This is a genomic window from Arthrobacter sp. StoSoilA2, assembly GCF_019977195.1.
GTDB lineage: Bacteria > Actinomycetota > Actinomycetes > Actinomycetales > Micrococcaceae > Arthrobacter.
Window position 1 is genome coordinate 1,023,492 of the sequence record NZ_AP024643.1, and the last position, 26,091, is coordinate 1,049,582.

At 62.3% G+C, this 26,091-nt stretch carries 25 protein-coding genes and 1 riboswitch; of the genes, 13 read left to right on the forward strand and 12 right to left on the reverse strand.

What is annotated here, in order from left to right; translation table 11 throughout:
* Positions 1-57: 57 nt before the first annotated feature.
* Positions 58-1,371 (forward strand): peptidoglycan bridge formation glycyltransferase FemA/FemB family protein, encoded by a 1,314-nt coding sequence (locus LDN82_RS04820; protein ID WP_224166550.1) that lies wholly within the window; start codon positions 58-60, stop codon positions 1,369-1,371.
* 27 nt (positions 1,372-1,398) lie between these two features.
* A complete protein-coding gene (locus LDN82_RS04825) occupies positions 1,399-2,886 on the forward strand; it encodes a threonine/serine exporter family protein (protein WP_224093640.1) in 1,488 nt (495 codons plus the stop codon).
* Here LDN82_RS04825 and LDN82_RS04830 read toward each other — a convergent pair.
* Positions 2,883-3,722: a siderophore-interacting protein gene (locus tag LDN82_RS04830; protein WP_224093647.1), complete on the reverse strand. Its 840-nt coding sequence runs from the start codon at positions 3,720-3,722 to the stop codon at positions 2,883-2,885. The two genes, LDN82_RS04825 and LDN82_RS04830, sit on opposite strands and share 4 nt — an antisense overlap.
* Positions 3,723-3,774: 52 nt before the next feature.
* On the reverse strand, positions 3,775-4,542 hold the full coding sequence (locus LDN82_RS04835) for a uracil-DNA glycosylase (RefSeq protein WP_224166551.1): 768 nt from the start codon (positions 4,540-4,542) through the stop codon (positions 3,775-3,777).
* A gap of 132 nt (positions 4,543-4,674) precedes the next feature.
* Between LDN82_RS04835 and LDN82_RS04840 the strand changes: the two genes are divergently transcribed.
* From LDN82_RS04840 to LDN82_RS04860, 5 genes are all read left to right on the forward strand, one after another.
* On the forward strand, positions 4,675-4,986 hold the full coding sequence (locus tag LDN82_RS04840) for a DUF3263 domain-containing protein (protein ID WP_224093854.1): 312 nt from the start codon (positions 4,675-4,677) through the stop codon (positions 4,984-4,986).
* A 48-nt stretch (positions 4,987-5,034) separates the two neighbouring features.
* Positions 5,035-5,655 carry a LytR C-terminal domain-containing protein gene (locus LDN82_RS04845; protein WP_224093649.1) on the forward strand — a complete coding sequence of 207 codons (621 nt, stop codon included), beginning with the start codon at positions 5,035-5,037 and terminating at the stop codon, positions 5,653-5,655.
* Positions 5,656-5,844: 189 nt separating this feature from the next.
* Positions 5,845-6,048 carry a cold-shock protein gene (locus tag LDN82_RS04850; protein WP_216926027.1) on the forward strand — a complete coding sequence of 68 codons (204 nt, stop codon included), beginning with the start codon at positions 5,845-5,847 and terminating at the stop codon, positions 6,046-6,048.
* A 313-nt stretch (positions 6,049-6,361) separates the two neighbouring features.
* Positions 6,362-7,987, forward strand: a complete 1,626-nt coding sequence (gene groL, locus LDN82_RS04855; RefSeq protein WP_224093650.1) for a chaperonin GroEL — start codon at positions 6,362-6,364, stop codon at positions 7,985-7,987.
* 197 nt (positions 7,988-8,184) lie between these two features.
* Entirely contained in the window at positions 8,185-9,228 is a 1,044-nt protein-coding gene (locus LDN82_RS04860; RefSeq protein ID WP_224166552.1) for a ribonuclease HI family protein, read from the forward strand.
* Positions 9,229-9,387: 159 nt separating this feature from the next.
* Here LDN82_RS04860 and LDN82_RS04865 read toward each other — a convergent pair whose 3' ends face one another.
* The 4 genes from LDN82_RS04865 to LDN82_RS04880 all read right to left on the reverse strand — a co-directional run bounded on the left by LDN82_RS04865 (position 9,388) and on the right by LDN82_RS04880 (position 12,710).
* Positions 9,388-9,678, reverse strand: coding sequence for a WXG100 family type VII secretion target (locus LDN82_RS04865; RefSeq protein WP_224093660.1), 291 nt, complete (start codon positions 9,676-9,678; stop codon positions 9,388-9,390).
* A 170-nt stretch (positions 9,679-9,848) separates the two neighbouring features.
* Complete coding sequence (locus tag LDN82_RS04870) at positions 9,849-11,294, reverse strand: HAMP domain-containing sensor histidine kinase (RefSeq protein ID WP_224166553.1); 1,446 nt, start codon at positions 11,292-11,294, stop codon at positions 9,849-9,851.
* A gap of 2 nt (positions 11,295-11,296) precedes the next feature.
* On the reverse strand, positions 11,297-12,007 hold the full coding sequence (locus LDN82_RS04875; RefSeq protein WP_026543233.1) for a response regulator transcription factor: 711 nt from the start codon (positions 12,005-12,007) through the stop codon (positions 11,297-11,299).
* Positions 12,008-12,074: 67 nt separating this feature from the next.
* Positions 12,075-12,710 (reverse strand): LysE/ArgO family amino acid transporter, encoded by a 636-nt coding sequence (locus LDN82_RS04880; RefSeq protein WP_224166554.1) that lies wholly within the window; start codon positions 12,708-12,710, stop codon positions 12,075-12,077.
* Between the two features lie 68 nt (positions 12,711-12,778).
* On the opposite strand from LDN82_RS04880, the gene LDN82_RS04885 reads away from it, so the two are divergent.
* Entirely contained in the window at positions 12,779-13,684 is a 906-nt protein-coding gene (locus LDN82_RS04885) for a LysR family transcriptional regulator ArgP (RefSeq protein ID WP_224166555.1), read from the forward strand.
* Between the two features lie 83 nt (positions 13,685-13,767).
* A complete protein-coding gene (locus LDN82_RS04890; RefSeq protein WP_224166556.1) occupies positions 13,768-13,992 on the forward strand; it encodes a hypothetical protein in 225 nt (74 codons plus the stop codon).
* A 23-nt stretch (positions 13,993-14,015) separates the two neighbouring features.
* Here the strand turns inward: LDN82_RS04890 and LDN82_RS04895 are convergent, their stop codons facing one another.
* From LDN82_RS04895 to LDN82_RS04915, 5 genes are all read right to left on the reverse strand, one after another.
* A complete protein-coding gene (locus LDN82_RS04895) occupies positions 14,016-16,166 on the reverse strand; it encodes a multicopper oxidase family protein (RefSeq protein ID WP_224166557.1) in 2,151 nt (716 codons plus the stop codon).
* A gap of 12 nt (positions 16,167-16,178) precedes the next feature.
* Entirely contained in the window at positions 16,179-16,652 is a 474-nt protein-coding gene (locus LDN82_RS04900) for a hypothetical protein (RefSeq protein ID WP_224166558.1), read from the reverse strand.
* Positions 16,653-16,837: 185 nt separating this feature from the next.
* A complete protein-coding gene (locus LDN82_RS04905; RefSeq protein ID WP_224093677.1) occupies positions 16,838-18,496 on the reverse strand; it encodes a DNA repair helicase XPB in 1,659 nt (552 codons plus the stop codon).
* Between the two features lie 10 nt (positions 18,497-18,506).
* Positions 18,507-20,978, reverse strand: coding sequence for a helicase-associated domain-containing protein (locus LDN82_RS04910; protein WP_224166559.1), 2,472 nt, complete (start codon positions 20,976-20,978; stop codon positions 18,507-18,509).
* Between the two features lie 87 nt (positions 20,979-21,065).
* Complete coding sequence (locus tag LDN82_RS04915; RefSeq protein ID WP_224093684.1) at positions 21,066-21,281, reverse strand: hypothetical protein; 216 nt, start codon at positions 21,279-21,281, stop codon at positions 21,066-21,068.
* Positions 21,282-21,537: 256 nt separating this feature from the next.
* On the opposite strand from LDN82_RS04915, the gene LDN82_RS04920 reads away from it, so the two are divergent.
* The gene (locus LDN82_RS04920) at positions 21,538-21,921 is read left to right on the forward strand and encodes a cold shock domain-containing protein (protein ID WP_216926040.1); all 384 of its coding nucleotides are present in this window, start codon (positions 21,538-21,540) and stop codon (positions 21,919-21,921) included.
* 8 nt (positions 21,922-21,929) lie between these two features.
* Positions 21,930-22,568 carry a DUF3027 domain-containing protein gene (locus LDN82_RS04925; protein ID WP_224166560.1) on the forward strand — a complete coding sequence of 213 codons (639 nt, stop codon included), beginning with the start codon at positions 21,930-21,932 and terminating at the stop codon, positions 22,566-22,568.
* A gap of 84 nt (positions 22,569-22,652) precedes the next feature.
* Here LDN82_RS04925 and serC read toward each other — a convergent pair whose 3' ends face one another.
* Positions 22,653-23,783 (reverse strand): phosphoserine transaminase, encoded by a 1,131-nt coding sequence (gene serC, locus LDN82_RS04930; RefSeq protein ID WP_224166561.1) that lies wholly within the window; start codon positions 23,781-23,783, stop codon positions 22,653-22,655.
* A gap of 304 nt (positions 23,784-24,087) precedes the next feature.
* On the opposite strand from serC, the gene LDN82_RS04935 reads away from it, so the two are divergent.
* Positions 24,088-24,783 (forward strand): metal-dependent transcriptional regulator, encoded by a 696-nt coding sequence (locus LDN82_RS04935; protein ID WP_224166562.1) that lies wholly within the window; start codon positions 24,088-24,090, stop codon positions 24,781-24,783.
* A 189-nt stretch (positions 24,784-24,972) separates the two neighbouring features.
* Positions 24,973-25,214: riboswitch (cyclic di-AMP (ydaO/yuaA leader) on the forward strand.
* A gap of 4 nt (positions 25,215-25,218) precedes the next feature.
* Entirely contained in the window at positions 25,219-26,049 is an 831-nt protein-coding gene (locus tag LDN82_RS04940; protein WP_224093692.1) for a M23 family metallopeptidase, read from the forward strand.
* Positions 26,050-26,091 lie beyond the last annotated feature (42 nt).

Here is a 26,091-nt window from a genome sequence, read left to right on the forward strand (position 1 = left end):
GTGCAAATCTATCTAGGTGAGGTAATTTCTTTGACTCCGATTGAGGCTGGAACCGGCATGGAATTCGTGATTCTCAATGACGCTGATTTCGAGACATTCGCAAAGGGACACCCGCAAGGCAGCTTCATCCAGTCCGTAGACCTGGCGCGGTTCCAGCGTGCCCGCGGCCAGGAGGTGGAGCTCTTTGGCGTAACCCGCGGCGGCAGCCTGATTGCCGCCGGAAAGCTCGTCTACACAGCCAACCGTTTTGGCTACAAGGTCTGCGACTGCGCAAAGGGACCACTGCTGGACTACAACGACGCCGAAACGGTGCGGTTCGTCGTCGAGCAGTTGAAAAAGCATGCGGCCTCCAAGAAGGCTGCTGAGCTGCGGATCTCGCCAAACGTCAAGTACATCGCCCGCGACGAGGACGGGGCGGAGCACCCGGAGGTTGAGGACAACCGTCCACTGCTGAAGGAACTGGCAGGGTTGGGCTTCATGCACCAGGGCTTTGACATGAATTTCGCTAACATCAATTGGATGTTCGTCAAGAAGCTGGACGGGATCGCCGATTCCGAAGAGCTCATCATGGGCATGAACTACCGCACGCGCAAAGCCATTCGGAAGGCCGAAAAGAACGGCGTTTACCTGGAGCAGGCCACGCTGGAAACGCTGGACGACTTCTACAACGCGCTGAGCACGGCCGGCGACGAAAAGGGCTTCACCTACCGCGAGCGTGAATACTACGAGGGACTGCTCCGCAATACCTCGGATGAGTTCACCAAGCTCATGATGGCCAAGATCAACATCCCCGAATACCGGGCGTCCATCACCGAGCGCCTGGATGCCGAAGCCAAGACCCTCGCGGACCTCAAGCGAGAGGTCGAGGAAACCGGGAGCAAGAAGAAGGCCAACCGCGTCAAGGTTGTCCAGGATCTCGTGGACAGCTACGAGCGGAGCCTGAAGGACATCGAACGCTTCCCCGACTCGGTTGGCGTGGCTACGGTTGCGGCAATCCACTTCGCTTGCTCCGGCGATGAAATCGTGTGCGTGATCGGCGGCACTGTCCAGGACTACATCTACTTCAACGGGGCAACGTCGCTCTACTGGGGCATGATGCTGCACGCGCTGAACAACGGCTACTCGCGCTACAACTTCTATGGCACGTTCGGCATTCAGGGACAGGATGAAACCGGTCACGGCGGCTACGAATTCAAGAAGGGCTTCGGCGGCGAAGTGGTCCAACTGGTGGGCGACTTCGTTGCACCGGTGAATCTGCCGGTCTTCACTGCTTACCAGGCGGTCAGGAAGCTTGCAGCTGCCGCCAAGACGGTACTGGCAAAATTGCCGGAGCCCGGAAACCTGCTGAGGAAATTTCGGGGGAAGAACTAATCAACGAAGCCAAGGGAGGAACACTGCGTGACTGAACGCCCTGAGGGCTCCGGCGGCAGGCCTCACACTGACGGCTTGCCCAAGACCCAGCCGATGCGGCCATCGCAAATCCGGCAGAACGCCAATGCCAAACGCATGCTGATGCGCTTGGTGCAAGGCGATAGTCCGCCCACAGCCCCCATGAACATAGTGGACCGGCTCGCGGGAAGTCCGTACGCCAACCCAACTATCCAGGTTGTCGGCGTCGACGCTTCAGCGCGCAAGACCATCGACTTCGCCCTGCATCTGGCCGAAGTCATGTTCCGCTACGGCGCAGGTGCCCTTGAAGTTGAGACGAGCATGATTGCCGTGACTGCCGCTCTTGGCTTGAAGAACGTTGAAGTGGACATCACCAACCAGTCGGTGGCCATCAACTATGCACCGAAGGACCAGACCCCCATCACGTTGTTGCGCGTGGTGCGCTCGTGGACCAACAACTACGCCGGCCTGGCCCAAGTGCATCAACTGGTCACGGACATCGTGGCCGGAGGCGTTGGCCGCGACGAGGCAGTCCGTCGACTCAACGACATCGTCCGGAGCGCCAAGCCCTTCCCTCGCTGGATGGTAACCGTTGCCTTCGCTGTGTTCGCCGCGGTGTTCGTGGGCGTACTGGGCGGCGGTCCGGGCGCTTCAGCCCTGGCATTTGGCTCCAACTTGCTCATCAGCCTGGTTGCGCGTCAATTGAGCCGGTGGCGCACCCCGGACTTCTTCATCACCCTGTCGTGCTCGTTCCTGGTTACATTTATCGCCCTCATGCTGCGTTGGGCTGGCGCGGACATCGCTCCGTCCATTGTGGTTGCGGGCGGGATCCTGTTGTTGCTTCCCACAGGCAGGCTGGTGTCTTCCGTTCAGGACGCCATCAACGGCTTCCCCGTCACGGCCGCCGGACGATTCCTCTCCACGTTGCTCACCTTCGGCGCGATCGTCGCCGGCATCGCCGTCGCGGTTGTGGTGGGGACCCTCATGGGCAGCGAAGTCCTGGACGTCACCAAAACATTCCCGGACGCGTATCCTTTGTGGGGCCAAGCCATCCTGATCGCGATCGCGGTGGTAGCTATTGGGGTCACCGAACAAACACAGATGCGTTTGTTACTCCCGACGGCGGCAGTCGGCCTGGTTGGCTTTTTCGTCTTGTGGGGGGCTACTACGGCCGGGTTTGGCGACCGCTTGTCGCCGGCAGTTTCGGCTGTGGCTATCGGCCTGCTGGCTCGGGTAGTGGCGCTGAAACTTGGTGCTCCCCAACTTGTGGTGGCTGTTCCGGCCGCGCTGATTCTGCTGCCCGGCCTGACCATATTCCGTTCGATGTATGTATTGACCATCGAGGAAGCGGACATTCTGCAGGGCGCGGGGGGCATGTTGAACGCAGGCGCGATTGTCCTGGGAGTGGCAGCAGGCATCGTGCTGGGCGATAACCTGGCGCGGCCGCTTACGAAGGGACTATCCAGCAACGAGCGCCGCAGGGTACGGCGCCGCTAGATCTGTCCTACGGGGAGCTTCTTCTCTGCCTGGAACACTTCCTCTACCCGGCCCTGTGCCCAGTAGCCGGAGAGTGAAACCTGCGAACGCTCCAGGCCGCGCTGGGTGAAGAAGATCTGCCGCAGGCCCTTCATGTAGCCCCTTTCGCCATGCGCAAAGACATCTACGCGGCCGGGCAGCCACTGGATTTCGCGAAGCGCGTCCAGCAACACCTCGCTTGATCCGGCGGGCACTCCGTTGCGCTGGAGCCATCGGAGTTCCAGGCCGGCAGGAGCGGCGATAGGCAGGATGTCCTCGGCGCTGTCCACCTCAAGGAACGCATATCCGCGGGCTTCCGGGGCGAGGGCCTCTATGCAGGCTGCGATGGCTGGAATCGCGGCGTCATCGCCGGCGAAGAGGTGCCAATCGGCGTCGGGCGCGGGGTTGTAGCCGCCGCCGGGGCCGGTAAAAATCAGGGAGTCTCCGGGTTCTGCTGCCGCCGCCCAAGGCCCTGCCAGGCCCTCGTCGCCATGGACTACGAAGTCAATCGCCAGTTCGCGTTCTTCAAGGTTCACCCAGCGGATGGTGTACGTCCGGGTGTGCGGCCATTGCTCACGTGGCATTGACTCGCGGATGCCCCACAGGTCCAGCGGAAGCTGGTAATCAACGCCGGGCTGCGGAAAAACTATCTTGACGTATCGGTCCACGTATTCGTTGTTCGCGTAGTCGCTGAACCCTGGGCCGCCGGCGACGATCCGCACCATGTGGGGTGAGAGCCATTCTTTGCGCAGGACGGTCAGGTTAACCTGCGGACGCGTGTTCCGGGTGGCGGACGAGGTAACGGGGAGAGCAGCCATGTAGGCAAGCCTAAGCTAATTCGTTGGGTGCCACCTGCGTATGAGTCGAAGGTTACAAGATGGGTAGTTCCCAATTGACGGGCTCTGCGCCCTGTTCCATCAACAGTTGGTTGGTGCGGCTGAAGGGCTTGGAACCAAAGAAACCACGGGATGCTGAGAGGGGACTCGGGTGCACTGACGTGATTGCCGGTGTGCCATCCAGCAGCGGCATGACCGCTTCGGCGTCCTTCCCCCACAGAATCGCTACCAGCGGACTACGGCGTCCCGCGCCGTCGGTGCGATGGGCTACCGCCCTGACGGCCGCCGTCGTGATTGCCTCCCAGCCTTTGCCGCGGTGTGAGCCGGCGTTTCCCGCTGCGACGCTAAGGACGCGGTTCAGCAGCAAGACGCCTTGGTCCGTCCAGGCTGTGAGGTCGCCATGGATGCGCGGCGGGAGCCCAAGGTCGTCGTGGAGTTCACGATAGATATTTGCCAGGCTCCGGGGGATCGGCCGCGTATGCCGCGAGACGGCAAAGGAAAGCCCGACGGCGTGTCCCGGGGTTGGGTACGGGTCCTGGCCAAGGATGAGTACTTTGACGTCGGCCAGTGGTCGGCAGAAAGCCCGGAGCAGGTTGGTAGCCGGGGGTAGGACTTGGATCCCTTGGGCAGCCTGACCCGCAACAAAGGCCAAAGCTTCACGGAGTTGGCCTTCCACGGGTCGCAAGGCGTCCGCCCAATCCGCGGCCATCAGCTCTTCCAGGGGTCGGTCAACAAGCTCGTCGAAGCCCGGATCGGCAACGCCGGCAGGTTCCAGGTCAAACAGTGCATCCTCGCCAGTCACCCTGTCATTGTCCCCTCCATGGCATCGGCGGTGCGAATGACAGCGTTGTTATTCGCCCGTAACATGGGGGTAGGACATTTTCCCCCAACCAGCGTCAAGGAGTGTGCCGTGGCAGAACCAGCACCGGAACCAATGGCGCCGCAGTCTACCGGTTTGGCACTTGAAGACCTGGCGGCAGAGACCCGCAGTGACTCACCTTTAAGTGACCGTGATCAGCAAATGTTGGCCTTGGAGCGGCAATGGTGGAAGTACGCCGGCGCCAAGGAACAGGCGATCCGTGAGCTCTTCAATCTCTCCGCCACCCACTACTACCAGATCCTGAACGCACTTATCGATACCGAAGATGCGTTGGCCCACGATCCCATGCTTGTGAAGAGATTGCGTAGACTACGTACGTCGCGCCAACGTGCGCGGACAGCGCGCCGCCTGGGGTCCGACGCGTAAATCGCCCGGCTGATAGTCAGCAGCAACCAGCAAGGACAAGGCTTCACCATGACCAAATTTGCCAAGGATGAATTCGACCGGGTCCCACAGAACAGCTCCCGGCAGGGTGTTCACCGTGACGCCCAAGAGACAGCCCGCCCCAATTTGTGGCCGGTCTTGACCGTCGGAGCCGTCGCACTGGTGCTGGGACTCGTCGCTTTCCTTATACTTCCGCGGCTTGGCCTGGTTGCCCCCGGTGCGTCCGCAAGCGTTTCGACGCCGGCGCCCCAGCAGAGTGAAACTTCCCCTTCGGCTGCACCTACCGAATCAAGCAACGCGCCCATCGCTTCCGGTGAGCCGAGCCCGGGCACCACACCTTCCGGCGAAGCCTCGGCAACTCCTTCTGCTGCACCGGTGGACAAAACCGTTGCAGTTGCCGTCTACAACGGCACGGCTACGGCCGGGCTTGCGAGCCGCGTCGCAGGGCTGGTCCAAGGCGATGGCTGGACGCTGGGAACTGTGGGGAACTGGGGAGGCCTGCCGCAACAGTCTTCCGTGGTCTTCTACAACGTTCCCGGCCAGAAGGCGAACGCAGAAGCGCTGGGCAAGCTCCTGGGTATTTCCGCCGTTGTTGAATCTCCTGAAATCCAGCAGCCGCTGGTTGTTGTTGTGGGACCTGGCTACCAGTAGTTCCGCCGATCTTCGAGCATTTTCCCGGGGTTCCAGCCTCGAAAGTGGCAACTCGGTTAAGCCTCAATAACAAAAGTCATGGTGGACCCCTCCGCAGCAGCGCGCGGCGAGTGACTGTGGTTACAGTGGATTGATTCCGGTCCGGAGATCCCGGCAACCGGTCTTGGCTACTGTGAAAGTGTGGGCATCATGGCTTTGGGAACCGTCAAATGGTTCAATGCCGAAAAAGGGTATGGATTCATCACTGTGGATGACTCCGGCGACGACGTCTTCGTGCACTGGTCCGCGATTCAGATGGAAGGCTTCCGCGCTCTTGAGGAAGGCCAGCGGGTGGAGTTCGAATTAGGCGAAGGTCAGAAGGGTCCGCAGGCCGAAAGTGTCCGCGTTGCATAGTCCCCTCGGCCGTCGCGCCAGCTAACGGCTGAAACCCCTTTGTTTATAGCGCAAAGTGGCGCTTCTGCTTGCACTCTCCCCGGTCGAGTGCTAATTATTGATTTAGCACTCCTACGCTTCGACTGCTAACTGCGGCCCGGTTTACGCCGGCAGTAGATGGCTCTCGGAACGTCAGGAGGATCAAGAAACACCTTGGTGGGGTGAGGTCCGGAGCGCGGGGCATACAGAGGCCGCAAGCAAAGGACCGTCCGTCGCGGGCACCCTATCTGACAGGTTCCTTCTTAACGACTGTCCCGAAAGGACTACCGCCGTTATGGCCAAGATCATTGCATTTGATGAAGAGGCACGCCGCGGCCTCGAGCGGGGCCTGAACATCCTCGCCGACGCCGTCAAGGTCACCCTCGGCCCGCGTGGACGCAACGTCGTCCTCGAAAAGAAGTGGGGCGCCCCCACGATCACCAACGATGGTGTTTCCATCGCCAAGGAGATCGAGCTGGACGATCCTTACGAGAAGATCGGTGCTGAGCTGGTCAAGGAAGTTGCCAAGAAGACGGATGACGTCGCTGGCGACGGTACCACCACCGCTACGGTTCTCGCCCAGGCACTGGTCAAGGAAGGCCTGCGCAACGTTGCCGCCGGCGCCGACCCCCTGTCCCTGAAGCGCGGCATCGAGAAGGCCGTCGAGGCCGTCATCACCGAGCTGCTCGCCTCCGCCAAGGAGATCGAGACCAAGGAAGAGATCGCAGCTACGGCTTCCATCTCCGCCGGCGACCCGGAAATCGGCAGCCTCATTGCCGAGGCCCTGGACAAGGTGGGCAAGGAAGGCGTCATCACGGTCGAAGAGTCCAACACCTTCGGCCTGGAGCTCGAACTCACCGAAGGCATGCGCTTCGACAAGGGTTACATCTCCGCTTACTTCGTCACCGACGCTGAGCGCCAGGAAACGGTCCTCGAAGACCCGTACATCCTGATCGTGAACTCCAAGATCTCCAACGTGAAGGAACTTGTCACGGTCCTGGAGAAGGTCATGCAGTCCAACAAGCCGCTGCTGATCATCGCTGAAGACATCGAGGGCGAGGCCCTGGCCACCCTGATCGTCAACAAGATCCGTGGCACCTTCAAGTCTGTTGCCGTCAAGGCTCCGGGCTTCGGTGACCGCCGCAAGGCACAGCTCGCCGACATCGCCATCCTCACCGGTGGCCAGGTCATCTCGGAAGAGGTCGGCCTCAAGCTGGAGAACGCTGGACTGGATCTCCTCGGTACCGCCCGCAAGGTTGTCGTTACCAAGGACGAGACCACCATCGTTGAAGGTGCCGGCGACGCCGACCAGATCGCAGGCCGCGTTGCCCAGATCCGCGCCGAGATCGAGAACTCCGATTCCGACTACGACCGCGAGAAGCTGCAGGAACGCCTGGCCAAGCTGGCCGGCGGCGTTGCAGTCATCAAGGCCGGTGCCGCAACCGAGGTTGAGCTCAAGGAACGCAAGCACCGCATTGAGGACGCTGTCCGCAACGCCAAGGCTGCTGTTGAAGAAGGCATCGTTGCCGGTGGTGGCGTTGCCCTCATCCAGGCTGGCGCCAAGGCATTCGCCAACCTCACCCTCCAGGGTGACGAAGCAACCGGTGCCAACATCGTCAAGGTTGCCATCGATGCTCCGCTGAAGCAGATCGCCTTCAACGCCGGCCTCGAGCCGGGCGTTGTTGCAGACAAGGTTCGCGGCCTGCCTTCCGGCCACGGCCTGAACGCTGCCACGGGTGTTTACGAAGACCTGCTGGCTGCTGGCGTCAACGACCCCGTAAAGGTCACCCGCTCGGCTCTCCAGAACGCTGCTTCCATCGCTGGTCTGTTCCTGACCACCGAGGCTGTAGTTGCCGACAAGCCTGAGAAGAACGCTCCGGCTGCCGGTGGCGACGACATGGGCGGCATGGGCGGCTTCTAAGCCTCCTAAGCTGTAGCGTCACGCTTTAGAGCAAACGACGGCGGTCCTCACCATTTGGTGGGGGCCGCCGTCGTTTGCGTCCGCGCCCAAGTAGGTAGCAGCAGATGCCCTTTTCAGCGTTCAAAAGGGCATCTGCTGCTACTGGGTTGGGCGCTAGCACGCTTTCAGTGTCTGTGCGGTCTGGCAGGATTGAAGGCATGACGATTATTGCTGCCGCCGATGGCTCTGCCCTCGGCAATCCCGGGCCGGCCGGTTGGGCCTGGTACGTTGACGATTCCTGTTGGCGCGCCGGAGGTTGGCCACACGGCACCAACAACATGGGCGAGCTCATGGCTGTCCTGGACCTGTTCCGTTCCACGGCCCACATACCGCAGGAAGAACTGCTGATCCTTTGCGACAGCCAGTACGTCATCAACTGCATCACCAAGTGGATGCCCGGGTGGAAGCGGAAGGGCTGGCGGAAGGCTGACGGAAAGCCCGTGCTGAACGTTGACCTCCTCAAGGACATCGACCAAGCAATCGTCGGGCGCAAATACACGTTTGAATGGGTCAAGGGTCACGCCGGACATGACCTCAACGAGGCAGCAGACGAGCGCGCACGCGCCGTAGCCACCGCCTTCCAGCAGGGCACGGCAGCTCCCATCGGACCGGGGTTTACGGGCTCACACCAAGTCTTGGCCGAACCTGTTCCTGCCGCAGCGGCCGCCGGCACCGGGGCCGTTCCCACAGCCGGATCCGTACGCACAGCAGGGGCCGTTCCCACGACCACTCCAGTTCCGCCGGCCAGAGCCGGGCGCGGATTCCAATCCCACTCGGAACCCGCCCTGTTTGGGGAGTCGGGTATCTTCGGCCAGCCGGATCTTTTCAGTGAACTGGACGAGGATGCGTCCGCGCGGGAATTGCCCGCGGAGGAAGTCGTGGTTGCCCTGGAGCGCGAACTCCTGCGCCCCGATGTGAGGACTGACATCGGCAGGATTGGAGTATTGCTTCATCCCGACTTTGCCGAGATTGGCAGCTCCGGTCGCTTCTGGACCCGGGACGCCATGATGGTCGCCCTCGAGGAGGACCCCGGCGAACCGATTGAACTGGAAGTTCTTAGCGCCGATCGCTTGAGTGAGAACACGATCCTGCTGAACTACCGCAGTTTCGCGCACTCAGGTTCGGCCCTCCGCAGTTCCGTTTGGCTCCTGGACCGAGGCCAGTGGCGGCTCCGATTCCACCAGGGAACCCCCGAAAACTGACCCAACCGGAAGCAAACAGGAAGCACAGCAGAGGAAGTACAGCGCGCAGGAAGCAACGGGCTTTAATGACCTGCGGGGCGGCTGCACAGGGGGAAGACAGCCGGCCCCGCAGGAGCTTATAGCTAGCTGGACCGTGAATGTAGCTTGATCGTGGAGCCCTTAGTAGGCGAACCGCTGCGTGTTGCCCTGCTCCACTTCGAGGTAGCTTGCGGCTGCCGACGCCAAAGCCATGTTGATGGAAGCCAGTGAAGCCTCGACTTTGTTTTGCGTCAGGGACCATTCAAGGACAAGCGATTGGAAGTTCGTTGCCGCGGAGCCTTTCCACGTGGCTTGGAGCTCGTCCAGTCCTAGTTTCATGGCTTGCACGTCCGTGCTGATGCGGTCAACGGTTGCTTTAACGTTGGACGACTTGAGCTGAAGGAGCTCTGTGTCGACGGAAATGACGCTCATGGGTGATGCCTTTCGACGATGATGTTCCGCTGCTCGCGGCGGTGTGCGTGGCCACAACATCGAGCCTAGGCAGCCGCTTGGGGGCGGGGAACAATCATTCGTCGCTATGTGGATAACCGCTCCGTTGATGAGCCGTCATACAGGTAATGCCAATGCGGGGGACACCCGCGTTACTGCGATATCAGCTCCGCGGGCTCCTCGCGGAACGGGAGGCTGACCACCAAAGTTGCGCCGCCGCCGTCGGTCTCTTTCACCCGGACGCTGCCCCCATGCGAGCCAACGATGGCGGCCACAATGGCCAGTCCAAGGCCACTGCCGCCGGTCTCGCGGGTGCGGGAGGTATCGGCACGGTAGAAGCGTTCAAAGATCTTGTTCGTCTCAGCCTCCGGAATGCCGGCCCCGTGATCCCGTATTTCGATGACCGAAAGCGTGCCTTCAGGACTGCTCCGTACACCAACGGCGAGTTCTATGGGGGTACCCTCTGGCGTGTAGCGCAGGGCGTTGCCCACCAGGTTGCCGATTACCTGCCGGAGCTTGGCCTCATCGCCGTGGACCGGGGCCGGGGTAGGGGAGGATCCGTCGAGACCGATGAGCGTGATGTTCCGGTTGCCGGATGAGGCCTTGGTATCCACCACGGCGTCGTGCGCCAACAACTGAAGGTCCACAGGCTTGAGCTGCAACGGCCGCTGCTCGTCCAGCCGGGCCAGTAGGAGCAGGTCTTCCACCATGGAACCCATCCGCTTGGCTTCGCTTTCGATTCTGCCCATGGCGGTGGCGACGTCTTCGGGAGTCGCCAGCGCGCCGTGGCGGTAAAGCTCAGAGAAACCGCGAATGGTGACCAAGGGTGTCCGGAGCTCATGGGAAGCATCCGCAGCGAAGCGGCGCATCCGGGCTTCAGAAGCGGCGCGCGCCGCAAAGGAGGCCTCAATGTGGGCCAACATTGCGTTCAGCGAAGCGCCGAGGCGGCCCACCTCTGTATGGGGGTTGTCGATTTCCACGCGTCGTGAGAGGTCGCCTGCGGCGATGGCTGCGGCTGTCTTCTCCACCCGGGCCAGGGGCCTGAAGGATCGTGCCACAGTCCATGTAGCGATGAAGAACGCCAGAACCAGGGTCAGCAGGCCAACACCAACCACCACCAATACGGCGTGTTCCATGACTTTGTCCACGGGCGTCAACGGCAGGCCGATAATGACCACGCCGTTCTGCCCGTTGGCCACGACGCCCACGGCGACGACACGCCAGTTGCTGCCGGCGGTGCCACTCACTTGGAACGGGGCATTGCCGCGCGCATTGGCCTCGGCAGGAGTGATGTTCGCGATCGCCGGACGGTCGCTTTGCATGCCGCCAAAGGGATACGGCGAAAGCCCCGGAACATACAGGGTCAGCGAGTAGTCCGTGGGGACGGCAGGGTTCGGCTCGGACAGCTTGTCGAATGACTGCTGGTCCTGGGCCAGTGCGACGGCGGCCTTGAGTTTGTCATCAACCTGGCCTTGCAGGTAGCTCTTGACGAGCGTCAGCGTGCCGGCGCCCGTCGCGGCCAGCGCGAGGAGTAGCAGTCCCATGATGATGGCGACGAGCTGCGACCTCAGGGACGCCGCTTTCCAGCGTTGCAGCAAGGTCAGCGCTTCTCTGCCGTTCGCAGCACGTAGCCCACTCCGCGCTTGGTCTGGATGAGGGCTGCGGCATCGGGGTCGATGTCCACCTTGCGGCGCAGGTAGGAGATGTACGACTCAACGATCGAGGCGTCGCCATTGAAGTCGTATTCCCAAACGTGGTCCAGGATCTGTGCCTTGGAGAGAACGCGGTTGGGGTTCAGCATGAGGTAGCGCAGGAGCTTGAACTCGGTGGGGGACAGCTCAATGACCGTGCCGCCGCGCCGGACCTCGTGGGCGTCGTCGTCGAGTTCGAGATCGTCCACGCGGATCACGGCGTCGTCATCCTCAAGGGGCTGGGTCCGGCGCAGTACGGCGCGGATGCGGGCCACTACTTCGTCAAGGCTGAAGGGCTTGGTGACGTAGTCGTCCCCGCCCACAGTCAGGCCCGTTACCTTGTCCTCGGTGTCGTCCTTCGCCGTGAGGAACAGGACCGGGAAGTGTTTGCCTGCGGCACGGAGCCGACGCGTCACTGTGAAGCCGTCCATGTCGGGCAGCATGACGTCCAGGACCGCGAGGTCGGGGGCGTGGAGGTCGGCGGCGGCCAGGGCTTCGCGCCCATTGGATGCGGCAACGACCTCGAAACCTGCAAACCGCAGGGACGTGGAGAGAAGCTCGCGGATGTTGGGTTCGTCGTCGACGACAAGGAGCTTGGCTTCGGGGCCGTTCTTTTTCATGACACCCATGATGCTCCCAGTTTCTGTGAGTTATCTGGATGCTTGATGTGAGAAGGCTGCGCGCCGCTTAGACTCCGAGGGCGAGTCCTGCGCCGAGGGCTCCCATGGTCACAGCGATCCCGCCGTCCAGGATCCGCCAGGACTTGGGCCGCGCGAAGAAGCCGCGCAGGAATCTGGCACCGAAGCCCAGGGAACAGAACCAGAGGACACTTCCCAGCATCGCCCCGGCTCCGAACCACCATTGCAAAGAACTGCCTTGGGCACTGGCCAGCGAACCAATAAGCGCGATGTCCAGGTAGACATGCGGGTTTAGCCACGTCAGCGCCAGTACGGTGGTGAGTACAGCGGCGAGGCCACGTTTGGCGTCGCCGCCGGTGGACGGCGTATCGGAAGAATCGAGCGCCTGTGGGCGAAGGGCGCGACGCGCAGCAAGAACCCCGTAAGCCACCAGGAATGCCGCGCCGACAAAGCGCAAGATCACGACGGCGGCAGGAACGGCCGCGATCAGTGCGCCTGTACCAAGCACGCCGGCGGCGATAAGAAGGGCGTCTGAGAGAGCGCATACTGCGACGACCGCACCTACGTGTTTGCCAAGGATTCCTTGTCGCAGCACGAAGGCATTTTGGGCACCGATAGCAACGATGAGGCCAAGACCGGTCGCAAGGCCGAGGCCTGCCGAGTTGAAGAAGTCAGAGAAAGTCACCCTTGAAAACTATGGGGCGAACGAAACTTAGACCAGCTAATGTTTTTCACGTCGCATAAGATCTTCTTATGCCACAGTTTCCTTCTGAGCAGTTGTTGACGTTCGCCACCGTACTTTCGGAAGGCACACTGGATGCGGCAGCGCGCCGGCTGCACATCACGCCGTCGGCCGTGTCCCAACGTTTGAAGGCGCTTGAGCAATCGTCCGGAAGGGTCCTGCTCCAGCGGAGCAATCCCGCGCAGGCCACGGAAGCGGGCGAAGTGGTGCTTCGCCTTGCCCGCCAAGTAGCCCAGCTGGAGGCAGATGCAGGCGTCGAGTTGGGTTTGGGCGCGGACGGTCCGCAGCTGGCTGTGCCGATCGTGGTGAATGCGGACTCGCTTGCGGTCTGGTTCCTGCAAGCACTTGCCCGTGTGCCCAGCGATCTCAACATCACCTTTGACCTGCACCGCGACGATGAACAACACTCCACCTCGATGCTGCGTTCGGGGACCGTCATGGCTGCGGTCACAGCCACTCCGGACCCGGTGCAGGGCTGCCGGGTGGAGAGCCTCGGAGTCATGCGTTACCGGGCAGTGGCAGCTGCGGTCTTTGTGGACCGCTGGTTTGCGGACGGGGTGGACGGAGGCCGGCTCAATACAGCACCGGCCGTGGATTTCGACCGAAAGGACACCTATCAGTGGGCTTTCGTGGAATCGTGGCCGGGTGCTTCAAAGGCACAACAGAAGGGGCCGCGACACTACGTGCCGGCTTCACAGGACTTTGGCGATGCCATTCGCCTGGGCTTGGGCTGGGGATTGATTCCGGAGGTTCAATGCGGGCCGGACATTGCCGACGGGCGCTTGATTGAACTCGCTCCCGCGCGCCCCTTTGATGTTCCGCTCTACTGGCAGCGCTGGAAGACGGCATCAAAAGTGCTCGACGTCGTCAGCTCCATAGTGCGCGAAGTCTCCGCCGAGTACCTTCGAACGCCCTAGCCCGGGACATCCCCAAGGCTTAAGATCTGAACACGCCCACGGATGCTCCTAAAAATGTCAGTGCCCCATTCCACACTGGAAGCATGGCAAAAGAAGCAGCCCCCATCAGCATTCATCACAATGAAGAAGCCGCGGACGTCGAGTTCCACGTGACGTACCTGGATACAGACTCGGGCCACATTCGGCGCGAGGAATTTCCGGACCTGGCATCGGCCGAGCGCTTCGCCAGCGCACAGCTCCATGACGCCGACTGCTGGGCAGTAGTGGATCACGTTGCCATCCCGCACGCCAGCCGCATGGTGGCCTGAGGACGAACGCTACACCAGCCGTCCTATTCAGGCCGGTTGTGGGAATGGCCACCGTGTACGAAGTCGGATGACACGCCTTCGTACTTCAGCAGCATCATCATTCCCTCTGCAGCATGGTCCAGGTTGTGGCAGTGATCCATCCAGATGCCCGGATTGTCAGCGTGCAGCAGCAGCTCCCATACGTCGCCCGGCAGCACGTCCACGGTGTCAAGCATCAGCGGCGATCCACTTGGGGCCACGCCGTTCCTGCTGAGTACTTGAACGTGGTGTCCGTGGGGATGCATGGGGTGTGGCTCCGCGGTGCGGTTGACGATCGTCACTTTTACGGTGTCCCCTTCGGCCACTTCAATGGATGGCACCAGGGGATAGGCTGCGCCGTTCACCGTAAACGCGTAGCGAGGAATTCCGTCAACAAAGCGGAACTGGCGATCCAACACCAGCACTTCCTCCCGGACATTTTCTGCGGGTGCCGGTGTGCCGGCCACAGGTTCACCGTAGTCCAGCAGATCCAGGACGGGGGTCGTCGCAAAGATGCCCGGCTCCGCCTTCTCAGGGACGCCAACCGCCTTCACCGGGATGTCGGCTGCTTTCACAGGGATGTCGGCTTCGTTCATTGCGGCATCAGGGCTGGATGGAGCAACCACGACGACGGCGCTGGCCGCCGAGTCAGAGCGGAGCGTCACCGCGGATTCGGGCATCGTGAACGTGACGTCCATCCTTCCCCCGGCTCCCAGCCGCAACAGCTTCCCCTTGACCTCCTGGGGCTGGTTCACCTCCGTTCCGTCCACGGCTGCAACCTTGAACGCCGTTCCATCCAGAAGGTAACGCTGTGGCAGGGAATCAGTGTTGATGAGGCGCACGCGAACGCTCGAGCCGGGGACGGCCGCATGCACACTGCTACGGTCTGAGGAGCCCAGCAACCCCAGACCGTCGAGGTCGTGTCCTGCCACCACAATGTCGGTATCCGCGCGAGGCAGTGTGGGGTTGTGCGCGACGAATGTGCCGTAGAGGCCCTTGCGGACACCTTCGGCTGAATCTTGGTGCGTGTGGTACCAATACGTGCCGGCCTGCGCCGCAAGGAACCGGTAGGTCATGGACTGCCCGGGCATGACGGCGTCCTGTGTTGCCCCGGCCACGCCGTCCATGGCGTTGGGGACGTCGTAGCCGTGCCAGTGCAGAGTTACGCCAGCGCCCACGTCCTGGTTCCTTAGCTCAACTTCCATGACCTCGCCCAGTTGGGCTTCGATGCCAGGGCCCGGGAGGCTGCCAAAGGTCCATGCATCGGTAGACTCCCCGGAGGGCAGGGTTATGTGTTCGGTGCGGGCAGTGAGTTCGTAGTGCCGGACCACGGCATTGTCAGGGAGGTCGCCCACCAGGCTGGTTACCGGAGTTGGGGCCACCACTGGTGCAGTGGTGACACCTCGGTGATGACCGATTGCGGCTGCAATCACCGCGCCATCAGCGGAACGGCTACCCAACCAGGCAAAGACTCCCGAGCCCAAAGCGGTGCAGGCCATGAGCCCGGCGACTGCAGCAGCCGCCGTCGTGCGCCTGCGAACCATGCGGCCCTGGCCGGGTGGGACGGTGCCGCCGGGCGGAGCGGCAGGAGCGGCGGGAGCGGCGGGAGCGGGCGGGCGCGGGAAGCGAGGGACCAGCGCGAACCTGGCCAGCATCACGGTCCCTGCAACCAGGAACAGGAGAACCACCAGCGTCCACGGGGCGGGGAAGGGGCCGAGGACAAAGGTCAGCGCAAGTGAAGCAATTGCCGAAGCCGCGGCGGACACCATGGCGAGGACAGCCCAATCCTGGGTTCCGCCAGCGCGTCCGGGTAGCTTGCCCGAACGTGGTGGGCCGGTGTTCCGCCTCCTCAGCAAGTGCGGAACACCGGCCATCGCGGCCCAAGCCGCGGGGATGGCGGTCAAGGGCAGGCTGATGGTTGTGCGTTCGCTGGCAAACCACCAGCTGCCCGCCACCAAAGCGGGGAGCAAGGCATAGCGCGCCGCAGTGGCAACGACGGCCAGGCCCAGCAGAAGAAGCGCCAAGTCGACACCGCGTGGCTTGGCTGGCCTCCTGTCAGCTGTTGAAGAAATGGCCATCCAGGCGGCGGCCATCCAGGCGCCGGCGGCGAGGATGGCCAGCACCAAATCGACGGCCAGTAGCTGTGAAATATTCACAGCCGCCGCTCATCACGCCGTAGCGGAAGAGGCGGAAGCATCCGAGGCTGCTGCCTTGGGTGGAAGGGGCTGGGGATTAAGTGCAAGGGCGCGGGCACGCCTGAACAACCAGTAGGACATGAAGATGATCAGTAGCCCCGTGATGGGGTGGATGGAAGCCACCCACGAGCCGGAGGGCGTGATGAAATCCTCCGACGAGCCAGTGAGCATGCCGCCGATAATAAAGATAAACAGTTGCACCCATGTCATTAGGAAGATTCCGGCGGCCAGCCAGATGGTCCGGGATCCGGCCTTGGCAATAGCCGCGACGATCACGGCCAGCAATGCCGAATAACGCAGCACATATTGGCCGTTCATTACGTGATAAACGCCCGCTTCGCGCTGGGCTTCAATAGTGTTTTGGAAATGGAAGTAGCCGGCGAAAAAGAGCTGGGCAAGGCCTGATAGCAGGATGATCGCCGACAGGACCAGGAGGGTTTTACGCATAAGGAGTCCTCTGGTAAAAAATCACAGATTCTTCAAGGCCTTCGAATCGCCGGTACCCTGGCTGCGGGATTCCCCCGTTACCGACGACTGGCCGCCAGGCTGCCTGGACCAAGGGCAACCCTAAGGGCGGAGAGCTTCACTTGGAATCCTAAAATTGCTGGAGATAAATAGCAATGGCCCGGCGATTATTCCTCTGCGGGAGCGTCTTTACCCACATCCTTGGCGTCCATGATCCGGTAGGCATACCCCTGTTCGGCCAGGAACCGCTGGCGCTTGGCCGCGAAGTCCTGGTCCAAGGTGTCGCGGGCCACAAGGGAGTAGAAACGGGCCGAACGACCGTCTTGCTTTGGCCTGAGCAGGCGGCCCAGTCGTTGCGCCTCCTCCTGCCGGGACCCGAAGGAACCCGAAACCTGGATGGCGACTGAAGCCTCCGGGAGGTCGATGGAGAAGTTGGCCACTTTGGACACCACGAGAGTCTGGATCTCGCCTTTACGGAAGGCATCAAAGAGTTTCTGCCGGGCTTTGACGCTGGTTTCCCCCTTGATCAAGGGAGCATCCAGCCGCTCGGCGATCTCGTCCAGTTGGTCTATGTACTGGCCGATGACCAGCAGTTGCTCGCCCTTGTGCGCCGCCACGAGCTGCTCCACCAGTCGGGTCTTTGTCTCGGAGGTTGCGCACAGCCGGTATTTGTCGGCGTCATCGGCCATGGCGTAGGCCACCCGCTCGTCGCGGGGTAAATCGACGCGGACTTCAACGCAATCCGCCGGTGCGATGTAGCCCTGCGCTTCGATGTCCTTCCATGGAGCGTCGTAGCGCTTGGGTCCAATCAGGCTGAATACTTCGCCCTCCCTGCCATCCTCGCGCACCAGTGTGGCCGTCAGTCCGAGCCTTCGCCGGGCCTGCAGGTCCGCCGTCATCCGGAAGATCGGGGCGGGCAACAAGTGCACCTCGTCATAGATGATCAGGCCCCAGTCATGACCGTCCACGAGTTCAAGGTGCGGGTAAAGTCCACCGCGCTTGGTAGTGAGTACCTGGTAGGTTGCGATGGTGACAGGCCTGACTTCCTTGACCGCACCGGAATATTCGCCGATCTCATCTTCGGTCAAGGACGTCCGCTTGAGCAGCTCGTCCTTCCACTGGCGTGCCGAAACCGTGTTGGTGACCAAGATCAGCGTTGTAGTGGAGGACGTTGCCATGGCCGCCGCGCCCACCAGGGTCTTTCCCGCACCACAAGGAAGAACGACGACTCCGCTGCCGCCGGCCCAGAAGTTCTCCGTGGCCAACTTTTGGTAAGGGCGCAACTGCCAGCCTGTTTCATCGAGCATGATCAGGTGCGGCTGCCCGTTGACATATCCGGCAAGGTCTTCGGCCGGCCATCCCAACTTGAGGAGCAGCTGCTTGAGCTGGCCCCTCTGCGAGGAATGAACCACCACAGTCTCGCCATCGATCCTGGGCCCAAGGAGCGGGGAGATCTTCTTGGCGCGGATGACTTCCTCCAGTACGGGGTAGTCGTCAGTACGCATCACCAAACCATGCTGTGGATCCTTTTCGAGGCGAAGCCTGCCATAGCGGGACATGGTCTCTTCGATATCGATCAACAATGCATGCGGAACCGGGAAGCGGGAGTACTTCAGCAGCGTATCCAACACCTGCTCGGCGTCGAGTCCGGCGGCCCGGGCGTTCCACAGCCCAAGAGGCGTCAGCCGGTAGCTGTGCATGTGCTCGGGAGCGCGCTCCAGCTCAGCAAATGCCGCAATGGCGTGCCTGGCTTCCGTGGCGAGCTCGTGGTCGACTTCCAACAGAATGGTTTTATCGCTTTGTACGATCAGTGGACCGTCGGTCACTCTTGCATCCTCACTTGCGCAGCTCTCCTGCTGGTTCTACATCGATGATCCGGTGGATGGACAGTACACGCTCAGTTTCCTTGCCGGGATCGAAGACCCGGACGCGGCCACCGGAGACGGAGACAGGGACCACGGTTTCGATGTTCGCATTTCCCAGGCTGTCCACCACGTTCATGGTGACTGCCTGTTTGAGGCGGATGGCCTTCTGCAGCGTTTCCAGGCCGAGCTGTGTGGAGGCTTCGCCTGTCGCATCAGCCGGGACGCCACGGTGCTGCCGCAAGACCGAAAGCTGGGCTTCGACGTCGTCGTCCGGTGGGGCCGTCCGCGGTGCCGTATAGACCGGACGCGCGCTGCCCGGCACTGCCGCTGTCCGTTTAAAGCGGACGACGGCGGGTTCCGCGTCCTGGACGGCAGGCGAAAGTCCCAGCTCGCGCAGCACACGTGCAGTCTCCTTGGGGCTGGCAGAGGACGTCAGGACGGTGGGGGCGATCCGAACCAGGCTCAGTGCAGACGTGCGGGCCTCCTGCAACAGGTCAGTGATGGCGGATTCGTCGTCGCTTTGGATGAAGCTGGCACTGGAACCGATCCGCAAACGTCCGTGTCGGGATGCTGTGTCCTGCACCAGGTACTCGAGCGGTTGCGGTACGTCCGTGGCTGAATGCTCCCGGAGGAACGTCAACAGCGATTCCGCATCCTGCCCGGCGTCGAGGGCCCTGCGGATGGTTGCCGTGGAAAAACGGTAGATCGACGCCGGGCCCTGGCCCTCGGCGTCGGCCATGAGCAGCAGCATTTCGCTGAGTTCGGGCGCGAGATAACCGGGTGCCACGGCTGTGAGGTCCGCCTGCAGGAGGATGTGGTTGACCGCGGCTGGCAGGTGTTCACCGAGGAGGGTCATTGCCTCCTCCGGATGGCCGAGCGCGATGGCAGACCCCAACTGTGTGAAGGCCCCGGAGCCCATCAACCCCAACAAAGTGGCTTCTTCCAGGATCCCCCTCACCAGGGAGCTGAACCGGCGGGACATACGGGGCTGCGTCCATTCCGCGCGTTGCAGCACCGCGCGCGCGTCAAGGACAGGTGCTTTGCCATCCGGAGCGGCCGCCTCAGCGGTCAGTTCATTGAGGATCTCCAGGATCCTGCGCCGGACCACTGGAGCGTCGGGCCTTTGAGCCTCGGCGGACAATGCATTGATGGTGCTGCCGGCCGAACCTGGATGGGATGGCGAACCGGAAGTCGACCCCGGGAGGGGCTGGCCCACCATCGAAGGTGCCCGCTCGCTGGCCAACCAGGCGTTCACCAGCCAGAGCCACTGTTCCTGTCGCGGCAGGGAAAGCCATTCCAACGACGGCGGCTGGATCCACGTGGAACTGTCAACGTCCAGCCGCAGAAGGCCGGCCAGTGCGCAGAACTCCAGCAGGAGGGCAGTTTCGTGGACGCCGCACCGGACGGATTCTGCAAGTCGCCGCAGCTCACGCACGCCTACGCCGCCGCTCCGGAGGGTTGCCAATGGCTGCTCGCGGACCGCGAACAGCACCTCGCTGGTGAGCCGTAGTGTCTCGGCGATGGCGCCCATCGCGGCGTTGCGTCGGAGGGCAGCACTCGTGTGGCCCAGTTCCGGAACCGGAGGGGTCAGGGTGAAGTCGTCAATGATCGCACCACCGCGCAGTGCTATGCCGACACTGTGCGGCAATTCGACGTGGCCGGCGTCCAATGGAACCAACAGGCCGCGGGCCAGCAGCCAGTCAACAGGCCCGACGTCGGCGCTTTCGTGGGTTACGGAGGCCCGCCGTTGAGCTTGGGGGACCGCGCCCATGGCCCAACTGCCGAACTTGTCCAGTAAGCCGACGGTCCTTTCGGGCGCAGTGGCCAGAATTGCGCGCACATTCTCTGCACTTGACGTCCAGCGTTGCAGGGACAAGGCCGCGTCCATTGGCGTGCTGGCGGGGTGGATGTCCAGGCCGCACTGATGGAGCTCGGCTACGAGCTGGACCACGCGTTGGGCGAAAGCCGGCTGCAACCTGACCAGCTCTGTGTAGCTTCGGCCCAGGCCGGCCGGATAGATGCCGATCACGTCCTTCAGGCTTCCAACTGGAAGGTAGAACCGTTGCCGGGAACTCGGTTGTGAGTTTGCTGCCGCAGGAGGATCGGCCCGGTGGATCAGCGCCAACTCCTGAAGTTTTGCGAGAATCGGTTCCAGCGCAGACAGCGTGGAACCGGCAATGACCTTCTTGAGCCCGGCAGCGGAAACACTGTGGCCGGTATCGGCATTCGTGCACAGATGGAGTGTTTCCAGAACCTGCATTTCGGGCTTCGTCAGCCGCTCCAACGCCCGTTGAACGCTGACCCGCGCACTTGCCCTGGCTGCCAAGGCAGCGAAGTCCGGGGCCATGGGAGAAATCAGGTCGGGTCGCGCGGCAAACAAGGCCCGCAGCGAATTGTCGCTGCGCGCTTCCAGTTCCTTGCTGAGCGCGCGAATGAGGGACATCAATCCAACGTTACCGCCACCGGGCCGCTCGTGCGTGGCCAGGGCAAAGCTGCCCCGGTTGATTTGCTATTGACGGTGCTTCATTCGCTACTGCCGGCGCCGTTGACGGATGGCGTCCAACACCAGGACCACTGCAAGCATGAAGGCAACCGGCAGCCCATAGAGGGCGGTGGACGTGATCCACACCGGCGCAACTCCACTGTTAAAGGCGATGGCCATGACCGCGCCAACTGCGGCCAAGGACAGGACGGCGATCATGGCGGCAACGATCATGAGGGGGCGGCGGTAACCCGGGGAAGTCATGCGCCTAACGCTAGCAGCAGGGCCACACGGACCAGGCCCATGGGCAACCGCGCCGCAAGCGTGAAGCAAAGGCGCCGCACCGCGTGAAGCAAAGGCGCCGCAAAGCGGCGGCAAAGCATGAATAGGTGGTCCGGCAGGATAACCTTGAAGTAACAGACCAACACGGACCGTGCTGTCTCCCTCGATCCCGCAAATCCCTGCGGATGCGGTGGCGGCACGACGTGTCTCCACAGCAAGAACGAAGAAGGTTGATTACGTGCCCACCGGCAAGGTCAAGTGGTATGACAAGGAAAAAGGCTTCGGATTCCTCGCGGCTGAGGACGGCCAGGAGGTATTCCTGCCCAAGACGTCACTGCCCGCAGGCGTAACCGAGCTCAAAGCCGGTACGCGTGTGGAATTTGGCGTGGCAGATGGCCGTCGCGGTGCCCAGGCATTGGGCCTTCGGGTCCTGGACAAGACGCCCTCCATCGCCAAGGCCAAGCGGATGAACGCCAAGGACCTGGCGCCGTTGGTGCAGGACCTCGTGACCGTGCTGGATAACCTGTCCGGTACTTTGTCTTCCGGCAAGTACCCCGAAGGCAACAAGGCCAAGGCCATCGGTATGGCTCTGCGCAAGGTTGCCGACGAGCTGGAAGCCTAGGAACCGCGATGACTTCGGAATCCGCACAGGACACACAGGCCGGAAGGGACGCACAGGCCAGCCCTGGGGCCGTCACTTCTGCCGCCGACGTCCCTGTCACCGGGGGGAATCCTGTCAACGGGCAAGCCCCTGAAAACAGCGACACCCCTGCGCGGAAGCCGGTCGCAGCGAAGCCGCGGGCAGGCATCCCGGTGTGGCGCACTGGCAAGCCGGATGCGTTCCTGGCCGCCGCCGTCGACGTCGCGCGGGAAGCGGTGGAGACTATCGCGAACCCGGGCGAGGTAGGTGCCCACGTAGGCGCAAAGTCCGAGGGCGACCGCGTGGTCACGCACTTGTTCGAGTCCAAGCTTGCCGGATACGGCGGGTGGCAGTGGTATGCCGTGATCACGCGCAATTCCCGGTCGAAGATCGTCACAGTCAGCGAGCTGGGGCTCCTGCCCTCCGAGGATTCCATCCTTGCCCCGGAATGGGTCCCGTGGGCAAAGCGTGTCCGCCCGGAAGACGAGACACCCTTGGTGGAGGAGACGGTGGAGGAAGTGTCCGAGGAAGCCGTGCAGGCCGAGGAAGACGCTGCCGCCGAAGCCGCCGATCCTGACGCGGTGGATAACGACGACGATGACGACGACGTCGCCCGCCTGGGCGATTAACGGCAGCGGCGCCGTCCGGGAAGAACCCTGACGACGCCGTTTCCTGCCCCTGCGCGGAATTCCGCGGCAGTTACTTCTTCAGATTTATTTCTTGAGTTCGCCCACGACGTAGTCGATGCTGGCGAGCAGGGCCGAGATGTCGTCCGGTTCAATAGCGACGAACGTGGCAATGCGAAGCTGGTTTCGTCCAAGCTTGCGGTACGGTTCGGTGTCCACGACGCCGTTGGCACGCAGGATCTTGGCGATAGCCGCTGCGTCGATGGAGTCATCGAAGTCGATGGTGGCGATGACGTTGGAGCGGTCCTCAGCCTTCGCGACGAACGGTGTTGCGTACTCGGACGCCTCGGCCCAGGAGTAAATGCGGCTGGCAGAGTCTGCCGTGCGCTTGCTGGCGAAGTCCAGTCCACCATTGCTGTTGAGCCACTGCACCTGCGCATCCAAAGTCACCAGCGTGGACAGTGAAGGTGTGTTGTACGTCTGGTTCAGTTTGGAGTTGTCGATAGCGGTCTGCAGGTCCAGGAAGTCCGGAATCCAGCGGCCGCTGGCCTTGATCCGGGCCGCGCGCTCCAACGCTGCCGGGGAGAACAGGCCCAGCCACAGGCCGCCGTCAGAGGCGAAGTTCTTCTGCGGGGCGAAGTAGTAGACATCCGATTCGGCGACGTCGACGTCCAGCCCGCCGGCGGCTGACGTGGCGTCCACCAGGACGAGCGAACCGGCGTCGGCGCCTTCGACGCGCTTTACAGGGGCTGCAACACCGGTTGACGTCTCGTTCTGGGGCCAGGCATAGACGTCAACCCCGGCCTCCGCCTGGGAGACCGGCCGCGTGCCGGGCTCGGACGTGATGATGGAGGATGCATCCAGGAAGGGGGCTTTGTTGGTGGCCGCGGCAAACTTGGAACCGAATTCACCGAAGGAAAGGTGCTGGGCCTTTTTCTCAACGAGCCCAAAAGCTGCTACATCCCAGAAAGCAGTGGAACCGCCGACGCCGAGGACAACCTCGTAGCCCTCGGGTGCACGGAAGAACTGGCTGAGTCCTTCGCGGACCGAACCCACCAGGTTCTTGACCGGCGCCTGACGGTGGGACGTGCCAAGAATGGTGGTCGATGCGGCAGACAGGGCCTGGACCTGTTCCGGGCGGACCTTGGACGGTCCCGCGCCGAAGCGTCCGTCCTTGGGCAGCAGGTCGGCGGGAATAGTGATGCTGTTGTCGCTCACGTGTGGCTCCAATGGGTATCGGTTAGAGAGGGGGAGGTGGGCAGGTGGCATCGGCTGCCCCTTCGACTCCCTCATTCTGCCTGACCGGGCCCACCGTCAGGAATCTGCGGGTGTCATAGTCCGCCACGTGGAATGCCGGACCACCACAGGCATTCCGGCCCAGGGAAAAATTATCCAGAGTAATTCCAAATAAGCTAGGCTTGGATTGACGTTCCGGAGGTGTCGGTTGCACACCGTCCACCTTGGCTGGGACGCGGTACGGTGGAGATTACGCAAGAAATGCGTTCGAGGAGAGCTGAGCTGGATGACGGATCTGATCGATACCACTGAGATGTATCTTCGGACCATTTTGGAGCTTGAAGAAGAGAACATCGTGGCTCTTCGCGCACGCATCGCGGAGCGTCTGCGGCACTCGGGTCCCACGGTTTCCCAGACCATTGGACGCATGGAGCGTGACGGCCTGGTGATTGTGTCCAACGACCGCCACCTGGAGCTGACCGAAGTCGGGCGCAAGCGGGCCACCGAGGTCATGCGGAAGCACCGCCTTGCCGAGAGGCTCCTGGCGGACGTCATTGGTCTGGACTGGGCATACGTTCATGACGAAGCATGTCGCTGGGAACACGTCATGAGCGAACGGGTGGAACGGCGGCTCTATGAGTTGTTGGAGCACCCCACAGAGTCACCATATGGCAATCCTATTCCGGGCTTGGAAGCCCTTGGCGGCCTCGCCAACAAGCCTCTTTCCCGCGTGGACGTGAACCTGCTGCATGCGATGGACGGGTACGCTGCCGATTCGCGTGTAGTGGTCAGCCGGCTTGCTGAACCCATCCAGGTTGAGCCCGAGCTCCTCACCCAGCTCGATGAAGGCGGAATTCGTCCTGGCGCAACCGTCTCCTTGGAACGGGTGGGGGAGTACATCTCCGTCCGCGTTCCGGGCATTGAAGGAGCACTGGAGTTGCCTCCCGAGGTCGCTGCGCACGTCTTCGTCGCCGTCAGCTGACTCTGACTTGCCCTGACCACGGGAGTGTCGGATCTCACTTTGTGGTGGTTGGCGCGCGTGTGACCTGCGGCTTTCCGCGACTGATGATATGGAGCACCCGCAACACGGTCGTTTTGGAAAGATAACGAATTTATTACTGCGGGCTTTAATCACCTATAGTTATCTACTAGCGCCGATACCAAAGCGTTACCTGATCTGGAGCCGAGCTCTGCCAGCAGATCAGGTGTGTCATCAACTACTGGCAGAGGCGGGGGAACCACAAGCGGCTGCCTAAAGAAGCAGCCTTGGGGTGAAGTCCGCAGCAGAAGTGCCTACTAACGCAAGTCCTTCCGGGGATACCTGTGTGCCGTTTGCGCTTCGTGCGGACCGGGTCTTTGAACTCTCTGACCCGAATCCGACAGCTAACTTCGCAGGCTTTCCAGAGAGGAACAGAGTTTGACATCGCAGAACGTCAGGGGCCGTCGCCGTGCGTCCGGCCCCACTGCTGAGCTGCGGCCAGCCCGCGCCGCAATGGAGATCCGGCCACGCGACACCCCGCGTCAGGTGCGCCGCCGTAAGAGCCCGTTGCGCCAGGTAGCCGACTTCGCGTCAGCCAGTGGTGTAGGGCAGAAGGCCGGTGTCGCGCTTGCAGCCACCGGACTTGCCCTGACTGTAGGTCTGCCTGCCACAAGCCCCGTCATGGCCACGTCGGAATCGGGCCAGACCGAGGCGGCGCTCTCCGTGCCCGGTGGCAGCCAGCCCGAAGTTTCTGCAGCAGCCTCTGCCAAAATCGATTTCAGTCGTGCCGCAGTGGCCACAGCCGCTGACCCGGACGGCAAGCTCAAGCAGCTGTTGAGCGCCCAGTCAGCGGGGAGCATTCAGCGTGCTTCCTCACTTGGCACCTTGGGAAGTCCTCTGGACAAGCTGGTCACGGCATCGCCGTTTGGCTACCGCGTCAGCCCCCTTACCGGCGGCACCGGTGACTTCCACCGTGGCCAGGACTTCGTGGCCCAGTGCGGAACCGCCGTCCACGCCGCCGCTGCAGGCAAGGTCACGTTCGCCGGGTGGCATGAGTACGGCGGAGGCAATCGCGTTGTGATTGATCACGGCAACGGCCTTGAGACCACGTACAACCACCTGTCGTCCTTCAACGTCAAGGTGGGGCAGACTGTCAGCCGCGGCGATACCGTCGCGCTGAGTGGCACCACAGGAGCATCTACCGGCTGCCACCTCCACTTCGAGGTCCAGGTAAACGGCGAAGTCGTAGATCCCATGGGCTGGCTCTGAGCAATTTGATGGTTGTCTCTCGCATCCATGACACGCCCCGTG

Bases quoted from the DNA above. Each gene is read 5' to 3' on its own strand.
- LDN82_RS04910 (WP_224166559.1), bottom strand. From the start codon at position 20,978: ATGTCCCTCATTCGCGCGCTCAGCAAGGAACTGGAAGCGCGCAGCGAC.
- LDN82_RS04865 (WP_224093660.1), bottom strand. From the start codon at position 9,678: ATGAGCGTCATTTCCGTCGACACAGAGCTCCTTCAGCTCAAGTCGTCC.
- LDN82_RS04820 (WP_224166550.1), top strand. From the start codon at position 58: ATGGAATTCGTGATTCTCAATGACGCTGATTTCGAGACATTCGCAAAG.
- groL (WP_224093650.1), top strand. From the start codon at position 6,362: ATGGCCAAGATCATTGCATTTGATGAAGAGGCACGCCGCGGCCTCGAG.
- LDN82_RS04935 (WP_224166562.1), top strand. From the start codon at position 24,088: ATGACGGATCTGATCGATACCACTGAGATGTATCTTCGGACCATTTTG.
- LDN82_RS04925 (WP_224166560.1), top strand. From the start codon at position 21,930: ATGACTTCGGAATCCGCACAGGACACACAGGCCGGAAGGGACGCACAG.
- LDN82_RS04850 (WP_216926027.1), top strand. From the start codon at position 5,845: ATGGCTTTGGGAACCGTCAAATGGTTCAATGCCGAAAAAGGGTATGGA.
- LDN82_RS04900 (WP_224166558.1), bottom strand. From the start codon at position 16,652: ATGCGTAAAACCCTCCTGGTCCTGTCGGCGATCATCCTGCTATCAGGC.
- LDN82_RS04845 (WP_224093649.1), top strand. From the start codon at position 5,035: ATGACCAAATTTGCCAAGGATGAATTCGACCGGGTCCCACAGAACAGC.
- LDN82_RS04915 (WP_224093684.1), bottom strand. From the start codon at position 21,281: ATGACTTCCCCGGGTTACCGCCGCCCCCTCATGATCGTTGCCGCCATG.
- LDN82_RS04890 (WP_224166556.1), top strand. From the start codon at position 13,768: ATGGCAAAAGAAGCAGCCCCCATCAGCATTCATCACAATGAAGAAGCC.
- LDN82_RS04875 (WP_026543233.1), bottom strand. From the start codon at position 12,007: ATGAAAAAGAACGGCCCCGAAGCCAAGCTCCTTGTCGTCGACGACGAA.
- LDN82_RS04840 (WP_224093854.1), top strand. From the start codon at position 4,675: ATGGCGCCGCAGTCTACCGGTTTGGCACTTGAAGACCTGGCGGCAGAG.
- LDN82_RS04860 (WP_224166552.1), top strand. From the start codon at position 8,185: ATGACGATTATTGCTGCCGCCGATGGCTCTGCCCTCGGCAATCCCGGG.
- LDN82_RS04830 (WP_224093647.1), bottom strand. From the start codon at position 3,722: ATGGCTGCTCTCCCCGTTACCTCGTCCGCCACCCGGAACACGCGTCCG.
- LDN82_RS04885 (WP_224166555.1), top strand. From the start codon at position 12,779: ATGCCACAGTTTCCTTCTGAGCAGTTGTTGACGTTCGCCACCGTACTT.